The organism is Streptomyces sp. NPDC046335, assembly GCF_055587985.1.
Genome location: NZ_JBVJFF010000013.1, coordinates 1 through 24,199, shown reverse-complemented (window position 1 = coordinate 24,199; position 24,199 = coordinate 1). Strand labels below are relative to the sequence as shown.

General features: G+C 67.8%; 18 protein-coding genes and 1 pseudogene. 12 read left to right on the top strand and 7 right to left on the bottom strand.

The window, feature by feature from the left end:
* Window positions 1-66: 66 nt before the first annotated feature.
* The 4 genes from ACZ6JY_RS30195 to ACZ6JY_RS30180 form a co-directional block, all read right to left on the bottom strand.
* A complete protein-coding gene (locus ACZ6JY_RS30195) occupies window positions 67-858 on the bottom strand; it encodes an SDR family NAD(P)-dependent oxidoreductase (RefSeq protein ID WP_469200893.1) in 792 nt (263 codons plus the stop codon).
* Between the two features lie 133 nt (window positions 859-991).
* The gene (locus ACZ6JY_RS30190; protein ID WP_469200891.1) at window positions 992-2,164 is read right to left on the bottom strand and encodes a glycoside hydrolase family 1 protein; all 1,173 of its coding nucleotides are present in this window, start codon (window positions 2,162-2,164) and stop codon (window positions 992-994) included.
* A gap of 84 nt (window positions 2,165-2,248) precedes the next feature.
* A complete protein-coding gene (locus ACZ6JY_RS30185) occupies window positions 2,249-3,682 on the bottom strand; it encodes an MFS transporter (protein ID WP_469200889.1) in 1,434 nt (477 codons plus the stop codon).
* Entirely contained in the window at window positions 3,609-6,023 is a 2,415-nt protein-coding gene (locus ACZ6JY_RS30180; RefSeq protein ID WP_469200887.1) for a glycoside hydrolase family 2 TIM barrel-domain containing protein, read from the bottom strand. Before ACZ6JY_RS30180 ends, ACZ6JY_RS30185 begins: the two co-directional genes overlap by 74 nt.
* Before the next feature lie 239 nt (window positions 6,024-6,262).
* On the opposite strand from ACZ6JY_RS30180, the gene ACZ6JY_RS30175 reads away from it, so the two are divergent.
* On the top strand, window positions 6,263-7,276 hold the full coding sequence (locus ACZ6JY_RS30175) for a LacI family DNA-binding transcriptional regulator (RefSeq protein ID WP_469200885.1): 1,014 nt from the start codon (window positions 6,263-6,265) through the stop codon (window positions 7,274-7,276).
* An 83-nt stretch (window positions 7,277-7,359) separates the two neighbouring features.
* On the opposite strand, the gene ACZ6JY_RS30170 is transcribed toward ACZ6JY_RS30175, so the two are convergent.
* Window positions 7,360-9,621, bottom strand: coding sequence for an MMPL family transporter (locus tag ACZ6JY_RS30170; protein ID WP_469200883.1), 2,262 nt, complete (start codon window positions 9,619-9,621; stop codon window positions 7,360-7,362).
* A 230-nt stretch (window positions 9,622-9,851) separates the two neighbouring features.
* Here ACZ6JY_RS30170 and ACZ6JY_RS30165 point away from each other — a divergent pair, with 230 nt between their 5' ends.
* The 3 genes from ACZ6JY_RS30165 to ACZ6JY_RS30155 all read left to right on the top strand — a co-directional run bounded on the left by ACZ6JY_RS30165 (window position 9,852) and on the right by ACZ6JY_RS30155 (window position 13,440).
* Window positions 9,852-10,580 (top strand): response regulator transcription factor, encoded by a 729-nt coding sequence (locus tag ACZ6JY_RS30165; RefSeq protein ID WP_469200881.1) that lies wholly within the window; start codon window positions 9,852-9,854, stop codon window positions 10,578-10,580.
* On the top strand, window positions 10,574-11,605 hold the full coding sequence (locus ACZ6JY_RS30160; protein WP_469200880.1) for a sensor histidine kinase: 1,032 nt from the start codon (window positions 10,574-10,576) through the stop codon (window positions 11,603-11,605). The genes ACZ6JY_RS30165 and ACZ6JY_RS30160 overlap by 7 nt, the downstream gene beginning before the upstream one ends.
* Before the next feature lie 140 nt (window positions 11,606-11,745).
* Complete coding sequence (locus ACZ6JY_RS30155; protein WP_469200878.1) at window positions 11,746-13,440, top strand: 3-ketosteroid-delta-1-dehydrogenase; 1,695 nt, start codon at window positions 11,746-11,748, stop codon at window positions 13,438-13,440.
* A gap of 192 nt (window positions 13,441-13,632) precedes the next feature.
* Here ACZ6JY_RS30155 and ACZ6JY_RS30150 read toward each other — a convergent pair whose 3' ends face one another.
* Together ACZ6JY_RS30150 and ACZ6JY_RS30145 are read right to left on the bottom strand one after the other, a co-directional pair.
* Complete coding sequence (locus ACZ6JY_RS30150) at window positions 13,633-14,028, bottom strand: VOC family protein (protein WP_469200876.1); 396 nt, start codon at window positions 14,026-14,028, stop codon at window positions 13,633-13,635.
* Window positions 14,029-14,124: 96 nt separating this feature from the next.
* Window positions 14,125-14,346 carry a hypothetical protein gene (locus ACZ6JY_RS30145; protein ID WP_469200875.1) on the bottom strand — a complete coding sequence of 74 codons (222 nt, stop codon included), beginning with the start codon at window positions 14,344-14,346 and terminating at the stop codon, window positions 14,125-14,127.
* A 339-nt stretch (window positions 14,347-14,685) separates the two neighbouring features.
* On the opposite strand from ACZ6JY_RS30145, the gene ACZ6JY_RS30140 reads away from it, so the two are divergent.
* The 8 genes and pseudogenes from ACZ6JY_RS30140 (at window position 14,686) to ACZ6JY_RS30105 (ending at window position 24,073) form a co-directional block, all read left to right on the top strand.
* On the top strand, window positions 14,686-15,642 hold the full coding sequence (locus tag ACZ6JY_RS30140; protein WP_469200873.1) for an alpha/beta hydrolase: 957 nt from the start codon (window positions 14,686-14,688) through the stop codon (window positions 15,640-15,642).
* Window positions 15,643-15,695: 53 nt separating this feature from the next.
* Complete coding sequence (locus ACZ6JY_RS30135) at window positions 15,696-17,678, top strand: flavin-containing monooxygenase (RefSeq protein ID WP_469200871.1); 1,983 nt, start codon at window positions 15,696-15,698, stop codon at window positions 17,676-17,678.
* A 380-nt stretch (window positions 17,679-18,058) separates the two neighbouring features.
* Window positions 18,059-18,985, top strand: a complete 927-nt coding sequence (locus ACZ6JY_RS30130; RefSeq protein ID WP_469200869.1) for an SMP-30/gluconolactonase/LRE family protein — start codon at window positions 18,059-18,061, stop codon at window positions 18,983-18,985.
* 85 nt (window positions 18,986-19,070) lie between these two features.
* Window positions 19,071-19,976 (top strand): SDR family NAD(P)-dependent oxidoreductase, encoded by a 906-nt coding sequence (locus ACZ6JY_RS30125; protein ID WP_469200867.1) that lies wholly within the window; start codon window positions 19,071-19,073, stop codon window positions 19,974-19,976.
* Between the two features lie 21 nt (window positions 19,977-19,997).
* Window positions 19,998-21,227, top strand: coding sequence for a cytochrome P450 (locus ACZ6JY_RS30120; RefSeq protein ID WP_469200864.1), 1,230 nt, complete (start codon window positions 19,998-20,000; stop codon window positions 21,225-21,227).
* Window positions 21,228-21,244: 17 nt separating this feature from the next.
* Window positions 21,245-21,565 (top strand): 2Fe-2S iron-sulfur cluster-binding protein, encoded by a 321-nt coding sequence (locus ACZ6JY_RS30115; protein WP_469200862.1) that lies wholly within the window; start codon window positions 21,245-21,247, stop codon window positions 21,563-21,565.
* Window positions 21,562-22,842 (top strand): NAD(P)/FAD-dependent oxidoreductase, encoded by a 1,281-nt coding sequence (locus tag ACZ6JY_RS30110; protein WP_469200860.1) that lies wholly within the window; start codon window positions 21,562-21,564, stop codon window positions 22,840-22,842. Before ACZ6JY_RS30115 ends, ACZ6JY_RS30110 begins: the two co-directional genes overlap by 4 nt.
* A 351-nt stretch (window positions 22,843-23,193) precedes the next feature.
* Window positions 23,194-24,073: pseudogene (locus ACZ6JY_RS30105) on the top strand (ATP-grasp domain-containing protein).
* The last annotated feature ends 126 nt before the right edge of the window (window positions 24,074-24,199 follow it).

Here is a 24,199-nt window from a genome sequence, read left to right as displayed (position 1 = left end):
GCTCGTCTCATGGGGCGGGGCACGGACCGTTTCCCGTGGCCCAGTGGAGAGGTACCGGCAGACCCATCACAACACTGACTTCATCTGTTTGGCTATGATGCGAGTGGCCCATTTCGGCGAAATCCGGCACAGCCTGTCGAGCAGACGGGCGTCTGTGCCGATCAGCACCCTGAAACTACCTTTCGCGAGGCCGTCGACGATCTCGCGGGCAGTCCTTTCGGGTGTGGTCGCGCGCACCTTCCGGTCACCGACGTCGATCATCGTCACACCGGAATTTCCGCTGATGTTGGTGCTGATATTTCCTGGAAACACAGTGGTGACAGCCACGTTTGTATCGATGAGCTCTTCGTAAAGACCCTCGCTGAACTGCTTTACGGCCCCCTTCGTGGCTCCGTAGAAGCCCTGTCCGGCAAACGCGACCAGTCCGGACAAGCTGGAGATGTTGACAATACTGGCAGCCGGTCGCGATCGAAGAGCAGGCAGGAACGCGAGAGCTGTGTTGACGGTCCCCCAGAAATTCACATTGACAATACGCTCCAGCTCGTCCCGTGACAGCTCGGCGAGCGGGACGAACCGATGAATGATGCCTGCGACATTGATGACTCCGTCAACCTGCTTGTGGGCTTCGAGCACGATGTCGGGAAGCCCCTGAACGGCGGCGTTATCGCCCACGTCGAGGACGTGGGTGGTGAGTCGGTGATCGTTCGGACAGGCCAGAGAACGGGTTTCCTCAAGGCCGTCGAGGCTGAGATCGACCGCCGCCACTCGTGCACCGCGGGAAAGCAGTTCGAGTGTGACTCGCCTACCGATTCCGTTGCCACCCCCCGTGACGACGAACACGTTGCTCTTGATCTCCATGGATTCTCCCTCTGGGCGAATAAGGATCGGGGAACTCGGATTTCCGCAGCCGGCCGTTCCGGCGATGAGAACGGCCGACTGAGGAGGGGGGGCGACTGGCCGATGCCCGTCACGGTGGCACCGGGCCGTCCGATCAGGTCAGCGTGCGCTTGCGGGCAATCGCCCCAAGCCAGGCGAGGCTGGGCTTGGGGGTACGGACGAACGTTTGCCGGTCGACGGCGATCAGCCCGAAGGTGGGCTCCCAGTGGCCCCACTCGAAGTTGTCCAGGGCGGACCAGTGCAGGTAGCCGAGCACGTTCACACCCTCGTCCATCGCGTCACCCAGGTGGCGCAGCGCCTGGGAGGTGTAGGCGATGCGCCGTTCGTCGTCGCCGGTCGCGATTCCGTTCTCCGTTACCAGGATCGGCATGCCGTCCAGGAGCTGGTGCGCGTGGCGGACCGCGATGCCCAGGGCGTCCGGCCGGTAAGGCAGTCCCACCAGGGTGTTGTCAGGGCTGGGCTCGTGCGGGACCAGCCCATTCTTGTCGACGGTCTGGGTGCTGTACGCCTGGATCCCGACGAAGTCGTCCCCGCGGCAGCCCTCCAGGTACATGTCCTCCCACAGGTAGCGCACCTCGGCGAGCTTCTGCTCCGCGCCGGGGGCGGCTTCCTGAGCCTGGGCGGAGACAGTCATCCCGATCTTCGCGCCGGTCGCCTCTCGCAAGACGGGCACGGCTGCCCGGTGCGCGGCGATCAGCATGCGTCCGATGGACTCGTCGGGGGAGGCGAGCACCGCCGGGTCGATCTGCTCGCCGCGTGCTGCGCGGACTCGCATTCCGTGCATGACCGCAACCATGTTCGGTTCGTTGATGGTGCATACCCAATCAACGTCGTGCAGTATCTGTGCCGTGAACTCGACGTAGCGGACGAACGCTCCCACGGCGTCGTCACTGAGCCAGGCCCCCTGCTCTTCGAACCAGGTCGGGTGGGTGAAGTGGTGCAGCGTCACCACTGGTGTCAACCCAAGGCCCTTCGCGGTGTCGATCATCCGACGGTAGTGGGCGAGTTCAGCGCGGGAGAATTCGCCGGGGGAAGGTTCGACGCGGGCCCATTCGATGCTGAACCGGTAGGCGTTCAGTCCGGCATCGGCGAGGAGCTGCATGTCCTCGGCGAAGCGGTGGTAGGAGTCGAGGCCGTCGCCGCTGCGCTGGAGCCCGTACGGCCCCTGTTCTATCAGCCACCAGTCGCTGTTGACGTTGTTGCCTTCCACCTGGTGAGCGGCGGTCGAAGCGCCCCACAGGAAGTCGTCGGAGAAAAGTTCGGGCATGAGTACTGCTCCTTGTATGCGTCGTGGCGAAAGGAATCGGGCACCGTCACGGATCCCGGCCCTCTCAGGTTCGGAACATTCGGCTCACTGGACGCTCTGCACCCGCCAGGCGGTGATGCCGGCGCCGGTGGCGATGAAGGCCGCTGTCAGGTAAAGGGCCGTGTAGTTCTGTCCGCCGCCGGTCATCAGGATCAGCGGTGCCGCGACGGGAGCCACCGCTGAGGGGATGTAGCCGGCCACGTTGAGGATCGACATCCACCGGCCCGCCTCGGCACGGTCAGGTACGACGTCGCTGGCCAGGGCGAGGTCGACGGAACCGAACAAGCCTGCGGCGGCGAGGATGAGGAGCGTCGCGATCGCGTAGCAGACCACGTTGGGCGCGAAGGCCATCACGGTCAGACCGGCTGTTGCGAGGGCGGAAGCGACATACATGAAGGGCTTGCGCCGCCGCAGTCGATCGGAGAGTAGCCCTCCGACGACCGCGAAGCCAGTGGTGACGACGATACCGATCCCACCGACCAGGGCCAGCTTCTGACCGGCGTCCTTCGGGGCCAGACCGATCTGGTCCAGGAGGAAGTAGAGCTGGTAGGTGCTGAAAAAGGTCATCCCGACCTGCAGCAGGAATCGGCCCAGCCAGACGAGTGCGAAGTCGCGGTGCTTACGGGGGTCGAACACCAGCTGCTTGAAGACGGCGGAGAGGGGACCGTGATCCACCGAACTCGATGAGGGCCGATCCGGGATGGCGAAGACGTAGAACATGAACGCGACGACGAGGACAGCGACCGGAGACAGGAACATCAGCAGCAGGTGGTCGGTCATGGCGCTGCCCACGAGGCTCGCGGCAACGCCGGCCAACTGCACGGAGACTCCGGTGAACGCACCCACTTTGCCGCGCTGTGACTCGGGAACCTGGTCCGCTATCACGGGAGTCAGTGCGCTCAGGATCGCGGCGAGACCGATGATGTAGACGACCCAGGCGACGGCGATGGCCAGGACGGTCGAGGTGAGCGCGATGGCGGCCCCGGCCGCCGCACAGATGACGATGCCCGCAGCGACCCATGGCCGTCGGCGGCCCCAGCGGCTCCTCGTCCGGTCCGTGAGCACCCCTGCGAGCGGGGTGACCACGATGTTGAACAGGGCGCCGATGCCGACCACGAGCCCCAGGCTCGACTCCTTGCTCCCCGGGTCGACCAGCTGGATCTTGTATGCCAGGCCGAACAGCATCGGCGCGAGCATGGTGAGGTTCGCGCCGAACATGGTCAGCGTGTAGACGGAGATGAACCATGCCGATACGCGCGGCGGCTCACTGGGCTCGGTGGCATCCGCGTCGACGGGCGGATTCAGATCCTCGTCGAGGCCAACTCCGGCCACGGGTTGCTGAGACGGTAGGGCAGAAGACATGACAGGACTCCATTTTCGGTCGAGGAGGAGCGCGGGGTCGGTACTATCCGGCTTCCAGCGCTGACATCGCGGCAGGCAGGAGCCCGGCCTCGGATGCTTCCCCTGACGTTCCGCCATGCGCGTCCTCGCGCGCGGCAGTGAGCTCGATCTCGGCCTCGCCGTGCACGGCAGAGCGGGCGAGGAGACTTATGACGCCGCCATCTCCGGTGGGCCTCAGCACCGCCAACGCGCGGCCCCGGTAGGTGGTGCACGTGGCTTCTACAAAGGACTCCTCCGTGGCCGGAGCAGAGGTGCCGAAGGCGATGAGTTCGGCCGGCCCGCTGATCTCGAGCGTGACTTGATCGTCGGCAAGCATCTCCACGACGCCGTCCGCGTCCGTGACCGCGACGGTGATGAACGCGAGGTCGTCACCGACCAGAACCCGATGCTCCGTCGCCAGCCGAAGGCTGAGCGGCCCCGAGGAGGAGCACAACATGCTGCGACTCGCCATGGCTCCGCCCCGATAGCCGATGGCCACCAGTTCACCCGGCTCGTACGACGTCCTGAAGCGGGCGCGGAATCCGCGCCGGGCGCCGGCCTTGCGGCGACCGAGGGAACGACCGTTCAGGAGCAGCTCGATCTCCTCGTCGGCCGAGTACACCTCGATTTCCGCCGACCGGCCTTCGCAGCCACGCCATGACCAGCTCTCGACCGCGTCTGTGCTGCGCCACGCCGAGCGCACCACGGGCTGTCCGCTCCGGTCGACCGGGCGGACAGCGATGGCCGGTTCTTGCAAGGACCCCCACGCCGCCTGCGCGAGACGCAGCGACGTGTCAGGGCGCCCGGTCAGATCAATCATGCCGGGCCCAGCGATGATGTAGGGATACGGCTTCGACAGGCCCGCGCGCTTCCCCGGCACCCACACGCCGACACCCGCTTCGCCGAGGTACTCCCAGCCCGCCCAGACGAAGTCGCCGATGACTGCGGGATGGGTTTCGACCAGGGACCACGCCCGGGCCACATCCCCGGGGAGGGTCTCGGTGCCGAGAATGACACGGTCCGGGTACGCCTTCACGTCCTGGCGGTAGCGGGCGAGGCCGTAGTTGTAGCCCGCGACGTCCACCACCCCGAACACGTCTCGGCTGGCCTTGTCGGCCCGGCGCAGCCGCGACACGAGGTTCATCATCCGACCGATCTGGTTGACCATCCTGTTCGCCTCCGTGCTGCCCGCCATCGACGTCTGCTTGTCCGACGTGACGTTCGCGGTCTTCCCCGGCTTGTAGGGGGAGGCGCCCAGGGAAACCAGGACGTTGAGGAAGATGTTCACGGCGACGGTGACCGGCCGGCCGGGGTCCGCGGCGTGGAAGTAGCCCGTGATCTCGCGGGCGAGTTCGACACCCTCAGGAGTCGCGGTCTCGGGAATCTCGTTGCCGATCGCGTACATCACCACGCTGGGCCGGTTGCGGTCCTTCCCGATCAAGGTCGCCGCGTCCTCCCGCCACGTGTCGCGGAACCGGTCCGCGTGATCATGGGCGGTCTTCTTGACGAACCAGTAGTCGGCGAACTCGTCGACCACATACATGCCCAACTCGTCGCAGGCGTCCAACAGGTGGCGGGACATCGGGTTGTGTGCGCTGCGGATGGCGTTGAACCCGGCCTCCTTCAGGATCCGCACCCGGCGGAACTCCGCACTGCGGTGCGTGGCGGCGCCGAGGATCCCGTTGTCGTGATGGATGCACGCGCCCCGGAGCAGTACCGTGTGGCCGTTGATTCGCAACCCCTGCTGTGCGTCGACAGCGACGGTGCGCAACCCGACCCACTCACGCCGCTCATCGATGACTTCACCGTCGCGCTCCACCCGGGCGATGAGCCGATACCGATGAGGGGCGTCGGCCGACCACGGCCTCGGCCGGCCGACCACCATCGTGGCCACCCCGGTGGCGGGGAGTCCCGTTGCGGAGGCCGCCCTGACGGTGCCGTCCCACAGCTCCACGGTCACCGAGAGCTCGTCCGAGGACGGATTCGTCACCTCGTAGGCAACCTGGACGTGCGCGTCCGTACCGATGGCGAGGGTACGCAATCGCAGCCCGTCATCGGCGAAGTGAACCGGCGGGCGCAGCACCACGTACGCGGGCCGGTAGAGGCCGGAGCCGGAGTACCAGCGGCTATTGGGCTGATCGCTGTTGTCGACCTCGACCCGGATGTCGTTGTCGGCCCCCCACCTGACCGCGTCCTGAACGGACAGCTCCCTCTCGGTGTACCCGCCTCTGACCCGTCCCACGAACTGTTCGTTGACGTAGACGTCCGCGTCACCCTGTACACCTTCGAACCTGATGGCTGCGAGAAGGCCCTCCTCGGAGCCGGCCGCCCAAGTGGTGCGGTACTCGTACTTCCCGCCGAAGAACCAGCCCGCATCGGCGCCACCAGGGCTGGACGGCCCCCGCTTCTCGCCGATCATCGCGTCGTGCGGCAGCCGCACCGCGGTGCTCTCCGCTGAGGAGTCTCGCCGAAACTCCCACGTTGCGAGCGGAATCTCCGTGGTTCGGCCGACCGGATCGGGCCTGGTCAATTTCTGCCTCACTTCACCTCGGTGGCTACGCGGAGCGCGTACGGAGAAGGACAACACTCCGGTTGTCTCGCGTCAATACTCAAGTTGCTTACTTGTTAAATTGGCAGGTCAGCGAGGTGTAACCATGCGTTGCTTCGCGTTAATGAACTATGGATTGTCCCGTGTTAACGTGCTGCGGGAGGCGAGGATCAATGACAAGCAGCAAGGATGTGGCGGCGCGCGCGGGGGTCTCACGGTCGACGGTGAGCCAGGTTCTCAATGGCCATGGAGACCGCTTCTCGCCGGAGACGGCCGCCCGGGTGAGGGAAGCCGCGGAGGGTCTGGGATACCGTCCTTCGACTGCGGCGCGGACGCTGGCACGAGGCACGAGTGACATCGTGATCACCCTGGTGCCCAACATCACGTTCGGACCCCGACTGCGGGACTTCCTCGACGTGCTGACCAGCGGGCTCGAACGGGAGGGCTACGTGAATCTGCTCCGTCTCGCGACCGCGGCAGAACCGATCGAGGATGCTGTACTCGGCCTTCGGCCGTACGCCGTCGTCAGCCTCGCGCCGCTGGAGGAGTCCGACCGCAGGCGACTGCAACGCCATGGTGCGCTCGTCGTGGAGCAATCACGTGCATCGCAGGAGCACCTGGACACCGCGATCGGTCAGCGACAGGCGAAACACCTGGCCACCTGCGGATACCGGACGATCGTCGCCGCCATAGCGGTGGACGCGCGCGAACACCGGTTCGCCTCTCCGAGGGCAGCAGGCGTTCACGAATGGAGCCTGCGCAACGGTCTCCACGTCCTTCCGACGCTGCACGTCGACCTCACTCAGGAAGGATCGGTCGGTTCCCTGGCGCAGTTGCCCGACGTTCCCGTCGGGATCGCTGCCTACAACGACGAGGTGGCACTGGCCGTTCTCGGAGCCGCCCAGCAGCTCGGACGGAACATTCCCGACGACGTGGGGATCATCGGGGTCGACAACTCCCCTCTCGCCCGCATCGCCACGCCCGCCATCACGTCCATCGACTTCGACATCGAGTTCAGTGCCCGAAGCATGCTGCGCACGATCCTCGATCACGAGACCTCGTTCGAGGATTCCGCGGCCGCCGAGGTCGAAAGACGTCTTCGGGTCGTCAACGGCCGCAGCACCCTGCCGGTCGCCCGGGCCTGAGTTCGACGGGGAAGACGCACTTGCCCCCGCGGGCGGCCCATCGAGGGCCCGCGGGGGGGAGCGTGTTCAAGCGGACGGTTTCGTCACTCCTCTGTGGAGGTGCGGTGGGCACCGACCGAAGTGGGCTGCCGGGCGAGGTGCGGTTCGTCAGGCCGGTGGGGCGCGGTGTGCAGCTGAGCCAGGCGTTCACCCTCGATGTCCACCTCGGGCAGCCATCGCTGGAGAATACGGGGCAGCCACCAGGCCTTGTGTCCGAGGATGGCCATGACCGCGGGCACCAGGGTCATACGGACCACGAAAGCGTCCAGCAGGACTCCGACGGCGAGCGCGAAGCCCATGCCCTTGATCACCTGCAGCTCGGCGAAGACGAAGGACGCGAAGATAGCGATCATGATGAGGGCCGCGGCGGTGACCACCTGCGAGCTGTGCCCGAACCCGCGGACCATCGCCTCGGTCGGCGGCTTGCCGTGCTTGTACTCCTCGCGCATGCGGGAAACGAGGAAGACCTCGTAGTCCATGGCCAGTCCGAACAGAATGCCCACCAGCAGCATGGGCAGGAAGCTGAGCACCGGGCCGGTCTGGGTGATGCCGAGCAGATCGGACAGCCAACCCCACTGGAAGACCGCGACCAGCGCCCCCAGGGAAGCGGCCAGGGAGAGCATGAAGCCCAGGGCGGCCTTGAGCGGGACGGCGATGGCGCGGAAGACGACGATCAGCAGCACCAGGGCCAGCCCCATCACCAGCAGGCAGTACAGGGGGAGAGCGGAGGAGAGCTTGTCGGCCACGTCGATGTTGACGGCGGAAGTGCCGGTGACGTTCAGGGTCGTGTCGGTGCGCTGCTCGATGCCACCACGAACCTCGCGGATCTCGGCCAGGAGGTCCTTGGTGGCCTCCGATTCCGGACCGCTGGAGGGGGTGACGTTGACCAGGGCGGCGTCACCGGAAGGAGCCGGTACGGGAGGGGAGACCGCGGACACGTCCGGCAGCTGCTTCACCTGGGAGGCGAGGTCGGTCGCGGCCGACATGACGGCGGTCTTGTCCTGCCCCTGGGTGAGGACGACCAGGGTGCCGCTGTAGCCGGGGCCGAAGCCCTCGTCGATGAGGGCCTGCGCGCGGCCCGCGGAGCTGTGCGGGTCCGCCCCACCGCCCAGTCCGAGCCGCAGGTCCGCCGCCGGGACAGCCATGATGCCGAGGCCGAGTACGCACGTGACCAGCACCATCCATCGCCGGCGGGCGACCAGCGACGCCCATCGCTGCCCAGGGGCGGCGTGCCCCGAAGCGGTCACCCGGCGCTGTGTGCCCTGGGCCGACCGGCGCAGGACGGGCACGGTGCTGGTGGCTATCTTGGCGCCCATGAGCCCCAGCACGGCCGGCAGCAGGGTGACGGCGATCAGGACGGACACGACCACGGTGGCGGCCGCACCCAGGCCCATGACCGTGAGGAAGGGAATGTTCACGACCGCGAGCGCCGCCAGGGCGATCACCACGGTGGCACCGGCGAAGACCACGGCCCCGCCGGCTGTACCGGTCGCCAGCCCGGCGGACTCCTCCGGGTCCATACCTTGCCTGACCTGGGTCTGGTGGCGGGAGACGATGAACAGCGCGTAGTCGATGCCCACGGCAAGACCCAGCATCACGGCCAGGATGATCGAGGTGCTGTCCATGGTGATCACGCTGGTCATGGCCAGCAGGGACAGCACTCCGATGGCGACGCCGACGAGAGCAGTGGCCACGGGGATGATCGCGCCTCGCAGGGTGCGGAAGACGAAGACCAGGAAGCCCAGAGCGATCAGGACGCCGACGGCTTCCATGGGGCCGAGGACCTTGAGCTCGGGAGCGAAAGCGTCACCGCCGAGCTCGACACTCAGCCCTGCCGCGCGGCCCTCGCCGGCTGCCGTCTCGATCTCCTGCTTCGTGGCATCCGAGATCTCGTCCGCCTTGTCGGCAGCGAAGGTGATCTGAGCTATGCCGGTACGGCCGTCGGCCGAGACCGTACCCGTCTCGGCGGAAGGAGCCGTAGCCGCTTCCACGCCGGGCGCGCGTCCTGCGTCCCGGGTCATGTCGGCGACAGCCTCCGCGGGACCGCCCGCGGTGATCTTCTGTCCATCAGGAGCCCGGAAGACGATCTTGCCGGTCACGTTGCCGTCGTCGGACGGGAACTGCTTCTCCATCACGTCCAGGGTGCGCTGCGCCTCCGTCCCCGGGATGGAGGTGGACGAGCTGAACGGCTTCATAAGGCCCAGCGCGGCTATACCCGCCACCAGCAGCACGGCGAGCCAGGCACCGATGACGGGCCATTTGTGCCGATAGGCGAAACGGCCCAGGCGATACAGGAAGGTGGACACGCGAAGACTCCTGGAATGTCAGAGAACGAGGGCGCGCTTGCGGCTGGGCAGGAGGCCGATGCGCTGCTGCCCCCGATGCGGGGCGTACTCCACGCTAGGTCGGTGACTCGCGGGTACTCGGCGCAACGGGCCTCTCAGGCCGGTCTTCACACGGAACTCCCATGGAACACCGCTCGCCGATCGGACAAGCTCGAAGAAGACCGACCTCACGCGACAGGAAAGACACACGGATGACGGAGCAGATCTCTACGGACACCGGAGCGCCCCCGGCACAGTACGGCCGGCTGCTGGTGGTCGACGACGAACCAGCGATCCTCGACACCGTCAGCCGCTTCCTGCGGTTTCTCGGCTACGACGTCCGTACCGCCGCCACCGTCTCCGAGGCGCTCGCCACAGCCCGCTCCTTCCTCCCCGAGCTCATCCTGCTTGACGTGATGCTGCCCGACGGCGACGGCTTCGAGGTGATGCGGCGTCTACGCCAGGACGGCCTGCCATTCGCCGTCGTCTTCCTCACGGCCCGCGACACCCGGAAGGACCTGATCAAAGGACTGACCGCAGGTGGGGACGACTACGTCACGAAACCGTTCGGGCTCGACGAGGTCGCTGCCCGCATCACCGCCGTGCTGCGCCGCACCCGGCACCAGGAGCTCAGCGATCCAGTGCTGCGTGTCGCCGACCTGGAACTCGATACGGTCGCCTACACCGTGCAGCGCGCCGGGGTACCGCTGGATCTGTCGCCCACCGAATTCCGTCTGCTGCGCTACCTGATGCTCCACCAGGGGCGCGTCGTGACACGGTCCCAACTCCTGGACCACGTGTGGTCCTATGACTTCAACGGCGACGACACCATCGTCGCCACCTACATCAGCTACCTCCGGCGCAAGACCGATCCGCTGGGACCACCGTTGATCCACACCCAGCGCGGCGTCGGCTACAGCATTCGAGAACCGCGATGCTGAGGCGGCCTCTGTACACCCGGCTCAGCGCGGTCGTGACCGCCTTGTGCGCGTGCGCGATGGCCGCCACCGCGTTCACGTGGTTCGGCACGGGCGGGGACGCCGCGGCGATCGTGATCGTCGAAGTGGCCGGACTGCTCATCGTGGCGACGGCTACCACTGCCGTCGTACGACGTGAGCTGCGCCCACTGGAGCACGCGGCGGCCACGGCCGACTCCATCGCGGCGGGCGACCTTTCGTGTCGCGTCACGGAAGCCACCACCGCCCCTGCCACCGAGGTCGGTCGGCTCGCCGTGGCGCTCAACCGCATGCTTGACCAGATCCAGGCCGCACTCACCGCACGCGAGGCGTCCGAGGAACGCATGCGCCAGTTCGTCGCGAACGCCTCCCATGAACTGCGCACCCCGTTGCAGTCCCTGCGCGGCTACGCGGAGCTCTACCAGCACGGAGCCCTGATGGACACCGCCGCGGTCGACACGGCCATCGACCGCATGCTCTCCGAGGTCCATCGCATGACTCGGCTGGTCGAATCCCTTCTCATGCTGGCCCGCTTCGACGAGGAGGACCCATCAGAACGTGAACGCGTCGACCTCAGTCGTGTGGTCGCCGAATCCTGTCAGGACGCCGCGGCTGTGGAGCCGGACCGCCCCCGCAGCGTCCACATCGAGGACGGGGTGATGGTGCTGGGCGACGCGGCGCAGCTCCGCAGCCTGGTGGCAAACCTTCTCGGCAACGTCCGCATGCACACCTCTCCCGAGGCCTTCTGCGGCGTCGAGCTGACGGCCACCTCCGACTCGGCGACGCTCAGGGTCGAAGACCAGGGGCAGGGTATCCCCCAGGAATCGCAAGCCCATGTCTTCGACCGCTTCTACCGCGCGGACAAGGGTCGCAGCCGTGCGGTCGGCGGCACCGGTCTCGGCCTGTCCATCGTCGCCGCCATCGCAGAGCTCCACCACGCCCGCGTACGTCTCGACAGCACGCCCGGGCTCGGCACCGTGGTCGAGATCACCTTCCCGTTCAGCGCGTGAGCGTCATTCGAGGACTTCCGGTCACGCCGAAGGCGGCGTCAGGGCACTCCTGTCCCGTACACCGGGACCGGCACTTTCCGACCCGTCCCGTCCCGTACGACACTCGCCGCACCGTGCAGCAGCACCACGAGGAGACCGCCATGCCCGACAACGTACTGACTCTCGTTCCGGCCGTCGACCGCACCACCGTCGATCTGTTGGTCGTCGGCGCGGGCACCGGCATGGCCGCCGCCCTCGCCGGGCACGAAGCGGGTCTCAGTACCCTGATCGTGGAAAAGACCGAGTACGTCGGCGGTTCCACGGCCCGCTCCGGCGGTGCCTTCTGGATCCCTGCCAGCTCCCTGCTGGCCGCCGAGGGTGCCGGCGACACCGCCGAACGCGCCCGTACCTACTTGCAGTCCGTGGTCGGCACGAGCACCGTGGAGGAGCGGTGGAACAGCTTCCTCGAGCACGGCGAGGAAACCCTGCGAATGTTGCGGCGAGTCACCCCGATGCGCTTCTTCTGGGCCCGCGGCTACGCCGACTACCACCCGGAACTGCCCGGCGGCTCCGCCGTCGGCCGTACCTGCGAATGCCGCCCCTTCGACCTGTCCGTACTGGGCAGAGAGCGGGCCCGGTTGCGTCCGTCCGTGATGGAGTCGCCCGTGCCGATGCCGATCACCGGCGCCGACTACCGGTGGATGAACCTGGTGGCCCGCCTGCCGCGCTCCGGCGTCCCGCGCATCGCGAAGCGCGCGGCGCAGGGCCTCGGCGGAAAACTGATCGGCCGCGAGTACGCCGCCGGCGGACAGGCGCTGGCCGCCGGCCTGTACGCCGGGGTACTGCGCGCCGGAATCCCGGTGTGGACGCGGACCGCGCTGCGCCGCCTGATCACCGACGGAGACCGGGTCACCGGCGCTGTGCTGGAGCAGGAAGGCCATGAGGTGACGGTGATCGCCCGGCGGGGAGTGGTGCTGGCCGCCGGCGGGTTCGACCATGACATCGAGCAGCGCCGCACCCACCAGTCCAAGCACCTCGAGCCGGGCTGGAGCCTCGGCAGCCCGGGCAACACCGGGGACGCCATACGTATGGCGCAGGACATCGGTGCCGATACCGATCTGCTGGAGCAAGCCTGGTGGTTCCCCGCGGTCGCGCCGCTCCCCGGCGGTTCCCCGCAGGTCCTGCTCGCCGAACGTGCCCTGCCCGGCTCCCTCATCGTCGACGGCAGCGGTCGGCGTTTCATCAACGAGGCCATCGACTACATGAGTTTCGGACAGCGCCTGCTGGAACGGGAGCGCGTCGGCGATCCGGCCGGCCCCCTGTGGCTGGTCTTCGACCAGCAGTACCGCAACAGTTATGTGTTCGCGGGGGCCAGTTTCCCGCGAATGGCCCTTCCCAAGGAATGGTACGAGGCAGGCATCGCCCATCGGGCCGGTAATGCCGCCGCTCTCGCCCGCGGCGCCGAGCTGCCGGAGGATGCCTTCACCACCACGCTGCGCCGCTTCAACGACATGGCCGCGGCCGGAAACGACGACGACTTCCACCGCGGCGCCAGCGCGTACGATCGGTACTACGGCGACCCGACGGTCACCCCCAACCCCAACTTGCGACCACTGGCAGGGCAGCTGTACGCCGTCCGTGTCGTCCTGAGCGACTTGGGCACCTGCGGTGGACTACGGGCCGACGGCGACGCCCGTGTCCTACGGCCGGACGGCTCCCCCATCGACGGTCTGTACGCCATCGGCAACACCGCCGCCAACGCCTTCGGCACGGTCTACCCCGGTGCAGGCGCCACTATCGGCCAGGGTCTGGTGTACGCATCCGTGGCCGCCCGGCACGCCGCCGGACGGATGTGAACGGCCCGATGTCGGGAGAGCACACCCGACGAACGCGGGCGCGGACGGTCCGGCCGAGGAAACGCGGTTGAGCCGTCGGCATGGGCGGGGTGGTCATCCCTGCCCAACTCCTGGACCAAGTCGCCTACGCGGGTGACAGTCCTGAAGGCCAGGACCAGCCGACTGTGCCGTAGAGGGGCGTGGGCGAGGCGCCTACAGCGGTTGGACCAGTTCGAGTCGGTGGCCCTCGGGGTCGAGAACGAAGGCCACCGAGATACCGAACTCGGGCATTGCCTTCGGCGGCTGAACTACGGTGCCGCCCGCCACAATGGCCCGATCCACGGCAGCTTCGACGTCCGGCACACGGAAGCCGAGCACGGCCTCCCCGGGGGCCGGCTTGGGTCGGTTGAGGTAGCGCAGGAGCACCAGCGTCGGGGCACCGCCGTGGGCCGAAGTCATGATGATCTCTTCGAGGGCGTCGTCCCCTTCTCCGTGGCTGACGCGGTATTTCTCTGCCATGCCCAGCACGGAGGAGTAGAAGGCGAACTGAGCCTCGGGGTCGGTCACCAGGATCTTGCTGAAGTGGAAGTGGGCCTCGTCGTTGGTCATGCTTTCCCTTCGTCCTTGCCGAGTATGACCGCCGCGCACCCTCCAAAGCAATTGCTTGGTTGGAATGACCGAGCGGCGATCGGCACCCGTCGGCACTTACCCCTGGACGACGACGACCGGGACCACTCCCTCCGGCAGGCCGGGCAGCGTCAGGTGCGGCTTCGCGTGGCCTCGCTCCCCCGCGAACCGGATGAGGACCGACTTACCGACGGTCCCGCTGAGCGGGACGGCCGAGGGCGGTGTCGTCGGCCGCTTCCCTAGCCTCACCACCGGCAGCTCGGGCGGCGCGCGCGGACCGGACGGTACTGGACCCGTCACGGCCCACGACACCGCCCTCGGCGCACGCACGGAGGCAGCAATGACGACCGTCACGGCTCATCCAAGACGTCGAGATCCGGCTCGGCAAGACCAGGACCGACGAGCAGTGCTAGTCGACGTCGACCCAGCGGTTCGAGTACGAGATGGCAGAGCGCGGCGGCGGTGGACCGCCTCGCGACCTGCGGGAATGCCGCCACAGCACTCCTCGCCTCCCGCCACAGTGGGCGTCGAGCTCGACGGGAAGCGGCACGAGCTTCCCGGGCACGACTGAAAGGTCACCACGCCCCCCGCCCGACGGCCCGCCCCCTGCGCTCTTCCACCACGGAGAAAGGTACGACCATGACCCGCCGCCTCCCCACCCCTGACCGGGACGCTGCCGTGTTGTACGAGGCACGGCGCGCCGCACGCTCCGCCACCATGCGCGAGACCGGCCTCACGGCGGTGCGCGCCGGCCTGGAAAGCATGCCGCACCCGGCCGAGATGCCGGAGATGGCCGCCGTGAAGGATCTGACCATCCCGTGCGGGCACGGTCTGCTGCCGCTGCGGGTGTACAGCCCCACCGCGGACGGCGAGTCGCCGGGAATCGTGTACTTCCACGGCGGCGGCATGGTGATGGGCTCCAACCACTCTTTCGAGCCGTTCGCACGTGCCATCGCCGCATACACCGGGCACCACGTGGTCGCCGTCGACTACCACCTGGCGCCCGAGCATCCGCCGCCCGGACAGGTCGAAGACGCTTGGGCGGCCACCGAGTGGGTGGCCGCCCACACGGCGGAGCTGGGCGTGCTGCCCGACCGGATCACCGTCGCCGGGGACAGCGCCGGCGGCACCCTGGCCGCGCTCGTCGCCCTGCGCGCCCGCGACCGGGGCGCGCCCCGGCTGATGTCCCAGGTCTTGATGTACGGGGGCCTGGACCGGGACATGGCCGCCGCATCCGTGCAGGAGCTGGCCGACGCCCCGGTGCTGACCCGCGACGACATCTTCTACATGCACGAACTCGCCAGGGACGGAGCGTCCGGAGCCCCGGGCGCGGACGAGATCCCCGCGTACGCCGACGACCTGTCCGGGGTCGCGCCCGCGATTGTCGCGGTGGGAGAGCTCGACCCGCTCCGTGACTGGTCGGAGCGTTACGCCCGACGACTGCGCGAAGCCGGAGTGCAGACCACCCTGACCCGCTACCCGGGGGTGGGGCACGGCTTCCTGATGCAGCTGTACCACCTGGCCCGCGGGCGGCAGGCGCTGGCGGAGATAGCCGGGGTGCTGCGGGCCAGGGCGGCGCACCCGCTGCCCTGGTGAACTCCGCCCACCGCAGGTCAGTTACGCCGTTCTTCCCGACCGAGTGAGGACCCATGACGACGTCCGTTGTCCGTGACGACCGGCCGACCCGGGAGGTCAATCCGGTTCCCGACGCGGATCCCGTACAGCTGCGCACCGCGATCGACATGGCCGAGCCCGGTCCCCTGCTGATGGCGCTGGTCCACATGACCGGGGACCGCACCCTCCCAGCCGAGTTCCGCGAACGGCTGGCCGCGGCGAAGGCCGCCCGCCCCGACCGTGTGCTGCTGCCCGGCCAGTACCCCGAGGAGGTTGCCAGGGAGGTGCGCCGCCGAGCCCACCAACTGCTGTACCGCGGCCTCGAACCCGTGCTGCGCGATCCGGACGACGAGCTGTTCCTGGAAATGGCGCGAGTCGCCACCGACGACGTGATAGGCCTCGAATATGGCCCCTACCTGCGTGAGCAGGCAGGCTTCGGGCCGTCGTCCGGTCCGAGACAGCAGCACCGGCCCGTCCCACCGGACTTCCGGGTCGCCGTGGTCGGCGCCGGGATGGTCGGGATCAACGCCGCGGTGAAACTCGCCGAGGCGGGCTTCACCTACCAAGTGTTCGAAGCGGGCGAGGACATTGGTGGTACGTGGTCCCGCAACACCTACCCAGGGGCCGCCGTCGACACCCCCAGCCACTTCTACTCGTACTCGTTCGAGCTCAACCCGGAGTGGTCGAAGTTCTACCCGACTGGTCCGGAGTACCTGCGCTACCTGCACCACGTCGCCGACAAGTATCGGATCCGCCCGCACATCGCGTTGCGTACCAGGGTGCTGGGCTGCGAGTGGCTCGACGAGCGACAACTGTGGCGGGTGACCACGACCGGCCCCGACGGCCGCGAGCAGGCGTACGAGGCGAACGCGGTGATCACCGCGACCGGCATCCTGAACAGCCCCTCCGTGCCGGACATCCCCGGGGCGGACACGTTCGCCGGTACGGCGATGCACACCGCCGAGTGGGACGAGAGGATCGACCTTACGGGCAAGCGAGTGGTCGTACTCGGCACCGGTTGCACCTCCGTGCAGGTGGTGGCGAGCCTCGCGGGTCGGGCCGACCACGTGGACGTGGTGTTCCGTCAGCCGCATTGGATCGCCCCGGAGCGCAATGTGGTCAGCCGAGTCGCCGGGCCCACCCGCTGGGCGATGCGGCACATGCCGTACTACCAGCAGTGGTACCGGCTGGTCACCCACTGGTTCACGGCCGACAAGAGCTACGACATCCCGCGCATCGACCCGCAGTGGTACGCCGACCACGTCTCCGCATCCCCAGCCAACGACCGCCTCATGCAGATCTGCCTGAAGCACCTGCACGAGGAACTGGGCGACCGACCCGACCTGCTGGAGATACTCACCCCGGACTTCCCGCCGTTCGCCAAGCGGATCGTGAAGGATCCGGGCTTCCTCGCCGCGGCCCGCCGCGACGACGTGGCGCTGCACCGGGCCGGATTCGAGCACATCGAACCGACCGGAGTGCGCCTGACCAACGGAGAATTCCTCGAGACCGACGTGATCATCTGGGCCACCGGGTTCCGGCTCGAATACCTGAGCTTCCTGGACGTCGTGGGACGCGACGGCACGACCCTCGCCGATGAGTGGGACGGCGGGGGTGACCCTCGCGCCCACCTGGGGGTGACTGTCCCCGGCTTCCCCAACTTCTTCGTCACCGCCGGCCCCAACTCGGCCCCCAATCACGGCGGCGGCCACAACGTCACCAGCGAGGAACACGTCCACTACGCGATCGCCTGTCTGCGGCACCTGGTGGACCACGGGTACACGGCTATGGAGCCCACTCGTGAGGCCACAGAGGCGTACAACGCGCGGGTCGACGAGGAGCTGGACCGGACCGTGTGGAAGCACGGCGGCACTGCCAACGGCTACTACCGCAACGCCTCAGGCCGGGCCTGGGTGACTTGCCCTTGGCGCCTTGTCGACTACTGGACGATGCTGCGCGCACCCGACCCGGACAGCCTGCTCCTGCACCGGGGCTCCTCCCGGTCTGGGAGTGACTGAGCTGGGAGTTGCGCGGTCGCGCCGTGGCACGAGGAGGCGCGGGCTACGAACCGCTCGCACTTCTCTTTGTGGTCCCCACCGCCGCCGCCTTAGAGCTCGTCGATTCCTGCCGTGGCGAACCACGGCGTTCCGGGACGGCCGTCAGCTCATCATCAGTGAAGCGGCGGCCTGACCAATTGCCCGTCGACAAGCCGTCCACTGACCGGGACAACCGCGTCGGGCCTCCTCACATCCGGCCTAGCCTCAAGCAGCCAGCGGGACGACAGCCACCGCACGCACCTGACATGCCATGCCCCACTCCACGCCGCGCCTAGCACGAGGAGAGCTGTGATGACCGTCCCGCGCCGGCTCCGCCATCATCGCGATGCCCAGGAGGACCCGTGACCGACACCGCTGTCGATCCGTTCGCAAACGCCCTCGACATCACACCGCAACTGCTTTCGCGGGGCTACACGTGGGCTGAGTGCCCTCGTTGGCACGAAGACACGTTGTGGTTCAGCGACATGTACGCGCACCGGATCGTGCGGCTCGACGAGGACGGCAGCGCGCAGACCGTGGTCGACCTCTCCAAGCGCGCACCGGAGAACGGAGTCGAGCCCATCCCGGGCGGCTTCGGATGGCTGCCCGACGGGCGGCTGATCGTGACCTCAATGCACGAGCGACTCGTCCTGGCGTTCGACGGAGAACATCTCTCCGAACACGCAGACCTGCGCCAACTGGCAACCGGCCCGATCAACGACATGGTCGTCGACGCCGACGGCCGCGCGTATGTGACGCAGCTCGGCTTCGAGTTTTTCCAAGGCGAGGAGCCCCATGATTCGGCGCTACTCGTCGTGGAGCCCGACGGCACCGCCCGCGCGTTGACCGAACTGGGCGGCTTCTCGGGCGCCAACGGCATAGCCCTCAGCTCGGACGGCGATCGGCTGGTGACCGCGGAAGCATTCGCCAACCGTCTCACGGTGCTGGACCGTGACGAGCACGGACGGCTCAGTGAACGCCGGGTCCTCGCCACCACCCCCTATCTGCCCGACGGCATCTGCCTGGACGACGAGGGCGGGGTCTGGGCCGGAATGCCCTCGGTTCCGGCCGTGGCCCGATTCCTCGAGGGTGGAGCGGTCACCGACATAGTGCGGTTCTCGTCCGAGCGTGCCCTGCCTCCTGCCTGCGTTCTCGGTGGTCACGACCGGCACACCCTGTACATCTGCGCCGGACTGGACGTCCTGGACTGGGACGAGTCCCGTCGAAATCGCAGAGGAACGGTCTGGACGGCCCCGGCCCGCGCGAGCGGCGGCGCCAACCGCCCCTGACCGCCAACCAGGTCGTGCTTGCCGGCGCGGCCGAAGCCGACAGCGTACGCGTACAGCGCTCCGCTCTTCAGATGGGAACTTTGCTGTGGAACCCCTCTCCTTCAGCGACCGCGTCGTGGTCGTGACCGGTGCCGGGCGTGGCATCGGCCGGGCACACGCCCTGCTGCTCGCCGCTCGCGGCGCCGGGGTCGTCGTCGCCGACCTCGGGGCCCGGGTGGACGGAGCGGGCCGGGACGGTGACGATCCCGCCGGCGACGTCGTCGCCGAGATCCACTCAGCCGGCGGCCATGCCGTGGCCAGCCGAGCCGACATCTCCACCGAGAGCGGAGCCGCGGAGGTCGTCCAAGCCGCCGTCGATGAGTTCGGTCACCTCGACGCAGTCGTCAACAACGCGGGTATCGTCCGCACCGGGCACTTCGACGAGGTACCCATCGAGGAGTACCAGCGCCATCTTGATGTGCACTTCTTCGGATCGCTCCACCTCTGCCGCGCGGCCTGGCCCCACCTGACCGCCTCCGGAACCGGCCGCATCGTCAACACCATCTCCGCCGCCATGCTGGGCAACCCGCTGATGACCCACTACGGCAGCTCCAAAGGGGCGGTGTTCTCCCTCACCCGCAATCTCGCCATAGAGGGTGCCGAACACGGTGTTCTGGTCAACGCCCTGGCTCCCGGGGCGGGCACCCGCATGGTGGAGAACTCCTCCGATTCGCTGGAGCCGGACGTACTGAACTACCTGCGCACCGAACTTCTGCCGGAGCACGTCGCCCCCGTGGCCGCATTCCTCGTCCACCCCTCGTGCCAAGTGACCGGCGAGGTCTTCAACGCCGCCGGTGGTGCGGTGACCCGCACAGCCCTGGTGAACACCACCGGCATCCACGATCCGGCCCTGACAGTCGAAGCCGTATCCGAGCACTTCGACGAGATCATGGCCCTGCCGCCCGGGTTGAACCCCGAGGTCGTCGCAGCCGCCCAGACCCACACCACCTGACTCGCATCGGAGAGAACCACCATGACCGAGACCACCAGCGCGGGTGGCGTCGAGTTCCCTTTCGCTCCTCTGCCCGCCCCTGAGGCAGTGGAGCATCTGCGGCGTCTCATGGCGAACCGCCCGATGACCAGGACAACCATGCCGTACGGCGGAGACGTCTGGGTGGTGCACCGCAACCGCGCGGCCAAGGAGGTGCTCAGCGACCCCCGGTTCGTCCGCGAACCGTTCCGCACCGGTGAGCGTGTGGTGCCGTTCTTCGTGCCGTTCCCGGACTTCCTGCGCACCACGCTGCAGTTCGAGGACCCACCCCAGCACACGAAGCTGCGCAAGCTGGTCCAGAAAGCCATTTCGCCGCGACGGGTGCGCGACATGCGCGCCTCCGCGGTGGCTTTCGCCAATGAGCTGATCGACGGCATGATCGAGCGCGGAGGGGTGCGCAATTTCATCTCGGAGTACGCGGTTTCGCTGCCCATCGAGATGCTCAGCTCCCTGCTCGGGGTGCCTTCCTCGGACCGGGAGAAGTTCGAGCGATGGGCTTCGTCCATGCTCGCCGTGGCGGGAAAGACCGAGGAAGAAATCGCCGCTGACATGGTCGAGCTCGCCGGGTACATGTCCGACCTGATCACCCAACGGCGCGAGGAGCCGCGCGACGACCTGCTCAGTGCGCTGGCGCATGCCCGCGACCGGGACGAGACCCTCACGGACGCCGAGATACTGCCCATCGCATTCATTCTGATCGCCGGCGGGTTCGACAATACCGCCAACTTCCTGACCACCGGCGTGCTGTCGCTGCTGCGCTCTGACGAGCAGCGGGCACTGTTCCTGACCGACCCTGACGGCTTGGCGCCTACGGCCGCGGAAGAGGTGCTGCGGCACGGACCGTTCGAGATGGGGGGTCCGGTGGGCGGTGCGGGGGGTCTGGTGCCGTTCGTCGCGACGGAGAACGTGGTTGTGGATGGCCAGCTGATCGCCAAGGGTGAAGCGGTCAGCATCGATCCGACCGCTGCCGGACACGACCCGGACGCGGTGGAGGACCCAGGACGGTTCGACATCACCAGGCAGGCCAACCCACACCTGACGCTCAGCCATGGTCTGCACCACTGCCTCGGGGCCCCTCTGGCCCGCATGGAGCTTCAGGTCGGAATGGCTGAGATCTTCAAACGCATCCCGAACTTGCGCCTGGTGGGTGAGCCGGTCGTTCGTGAGGACGTGCTGACGCGGCCCATGACCAGCGTCCCGGTTACTTGGTGACGGAGAGGAACACGCACGTGCCGAAAGTCTTCTACAACCAGCCGGACGGTGTCGAGCGAGTGGTCGAGGCGATGGCCGGCGACTCCGTCATGCAGACCGCTGTCCGCAACGGCATCTCGGGCATCCTGGGCCAGTGCGGCGGCGTGCTGTCTTGCGCGACCTGCCACGTGTTCCTCGCCGAAGAGAACGCGGGCGACTTCGCGCCGGTCAGTGAGGACGAGGACGAGATGCTGGACTGTGCCGCCTCCGACCGCGAGGAGAACTCCCGGTTGTCGTGTCAGCTGGTTCTGGCACCGGGGCAGCGGGTCCGCGTGACCGTACCGGAAGCCCAACTGTGAGCGTCGACGGCCGCCTGCTCGTCGTGGGCGCGGGGCAGGCAGGGATACAGGTGGCAAGCAGCGCACGCAGGTTCGGATGGGAGGGTCCCATCACCGTGGTCGGCAAGGAACCGCACGCTCCCTACGGCCGCCCCCCGCTGTCCAAGAGCTTCCTGCGGGGGGAGTCCTCCCTAGGGTCCCTCGCGTTGCGGACCAGCTCCTTCTACGCGGAGCAGCGGATAGATCTGCTGCTGAACGAGGAGATAAGCCACCTGAGTCTGGTCGGAGCCGGAGCAGGTACGGCGACGTCTGCCTCGGGCCGGTGCTGGGAGTTCGAACGGTTGGTGCTGGCCACAGGGGCGCGGCCACGGCGCTTGCCGATCGAGGGCGCCGACCTCACGGGGGTGCTCGTACTCAGGGACGTCCGCGACGCTCAGGGCCTCGCTGAACGCCTGGCCGAAGTCACTGACCTCGTCGTCATCGGAGGCGGCTTCGTCGGCCTGGAAGTGGCCGGCACCGCGTCGGCGATCGGCGTCCGGACCACGGTCGTGGAGACGGCGCCCGCTCTGTTGAACCGTGTGGTCAGCCGGGCTGCAGCGGAGATCGTGGAAGCGGCCCACACCGAGGCAGGTGTTCGCGTACTCACCGGCGCACGTCCCCGTCGCTTGCACGGCGACGCGGACGGAACCGTTACGGGTGTCGAACTGGATGACGGCCAGCAACTGCCCGCACAGCTCGTCCTCATGGGTGTGGGCGCCGAGCCCCGCGAAAGCCTGGCTCGCGCCGCGGGCCTGCACTGCGACAACGGGATCGTCGTGGACGGCTGCTCGCTCGCCTCCGACGGTCATACCCTTGCGGTGGGCGACTGCGCGAATCTCCCCGACCCATCGCCAGGACAGGAGGACTTGCCGAGGACACGGCTGCGGCTGGAAAGCGTTGACAATGCCATCGAGCAGGCCAAGGCGGCGGCCCTGACTCTTGTCGGAGGTGGTACGACGTACCGAAGCCTTCCGTGGTTCTGGTCCGAACAGGGAGATGTCAAGATACAGATCGCGGGATTGGCCCGTCCGGACGACGACAGCATCGTGCGCCCTGGAGCACGTTCGAGCCGGATGACCGTTCTGCGGTATCGGGGCGAGAACCTGGTCGCAGTTGAGTGCGTCAACAACCCCGCTGAATTCCTCGTCGTGCGCAAGGCGCTCGCCATGGGCGCGCCTCTGCCACGGGAGAAGGCCGTGGACACGACGCTCCCCCTCAAGAAGTGCATCGCCAGACAGTCGCAGCCCAGCCGCGCTTGAGGCAATGGCTAGCGGCGGGCACGGGACTTGCCGAGCACACCCACATCCCCGTCGCCCCCCCATCACGGTGAGCCCTGGGCCGCCCTGCCGCGGAGGTGTTTCCGCGCCCTGGCCCGTACGTCGCGCTGGGCGCGGTCGCAGGACCCGCATCGCTCGGGCATCGCCAGTGCGGACGCCTCGGCTGGCCGGCGACCTGAAGCCAGCGGGAGAAGTCCCTCGCTTCAATGCGGCTCGCTCGGTCCCACGGCACCTCGACAGCCCAGAGGAAGCTTCTCTGCACTTGGCAAGCTGCCGTGCCTGGCAGCGCGAAACCCGTGGCCCGAGGGCTGGAGGTTCCGTAGCGTGTCGGTCATGCCGATGCCCGTCCTGTACTGCCGTGATTCGTTGAACCCTCGACGCGTAGACGAACACTTCGCGCTGGAAGCTCGGGAGGTCCGCGCCTGTGGCGGGGCAGTAGGGATGATCGACCACGACGCGCTGTTGCAGGGCGACGCGCAGCAGGCAGTTGCACAAGTTCCAGCTGGGCTGGGAAGTGCGTGGTACCGAGGCTGGATGATTCCCAGCGATCGATACACCGCGTTGGCTGGGGCCCTGAGCCGACGTGGCACCGAGCTGCTCGTGACACCGGAGCAGTACCGCACCGCTCACGAACTGCCAGGGTGGCATGCAATGTTCGTCGACATCACGCCCGCGAGCGTGTGGCGTCCCACGAAGCCCGGTGAGATGCTGACCCCCGACGACCTGGCTGCTCTCTCCGAGCCTCTGTTGCCAGGCTCGGGAATCGTGAAGGACTACGTCAAATCGCGCAAGCACGAGTGGGAGCAGGCGTGCTTCATTCCCGATCTCGCCGACGCCGTGGGTCTGACACGGGTCGTGCAGCGCTTTGTGGAGTTGCAGGAGGAGTTCCTGGCTGGTGGGATCGTTCTCCGCGCCTTCGAGACGTTCTCGCGGCTTGAGTCCGTCGCGGCTGAAGTGCGCGTCTGGTGGCTGGATGGTGAACCCAGGCTGCTGACGCCCCATCCGGATAGCCCGTTTGAGCGCGGGCTGGTGCCCGACCTTGATCACATCGGGCCTGCAGTGCGGCGCCTAGGATGCCGGTTCGTCACAACCGACGTGGCCCTTCGCTCGGACGGGGTTGTGGCGGGTCGTCGAAGTCGGTGACGGCCAAGTCAGTGATCTGCACGAGTCGAGCAGCCGAGGCGAATTGGCCGCACTACTGGTCGGTCCGTAGCACTTGCGCTCCTTCCCCGTACCAAGTCAACTGATGTGCTTGTCGGAGCTCGACCGGTTCCTGGGCGAGAGCCAGTCGTCTGTGTCGCGGTGGCGGCCGAGTCCGACTGCGGCGAACTCGTCAACG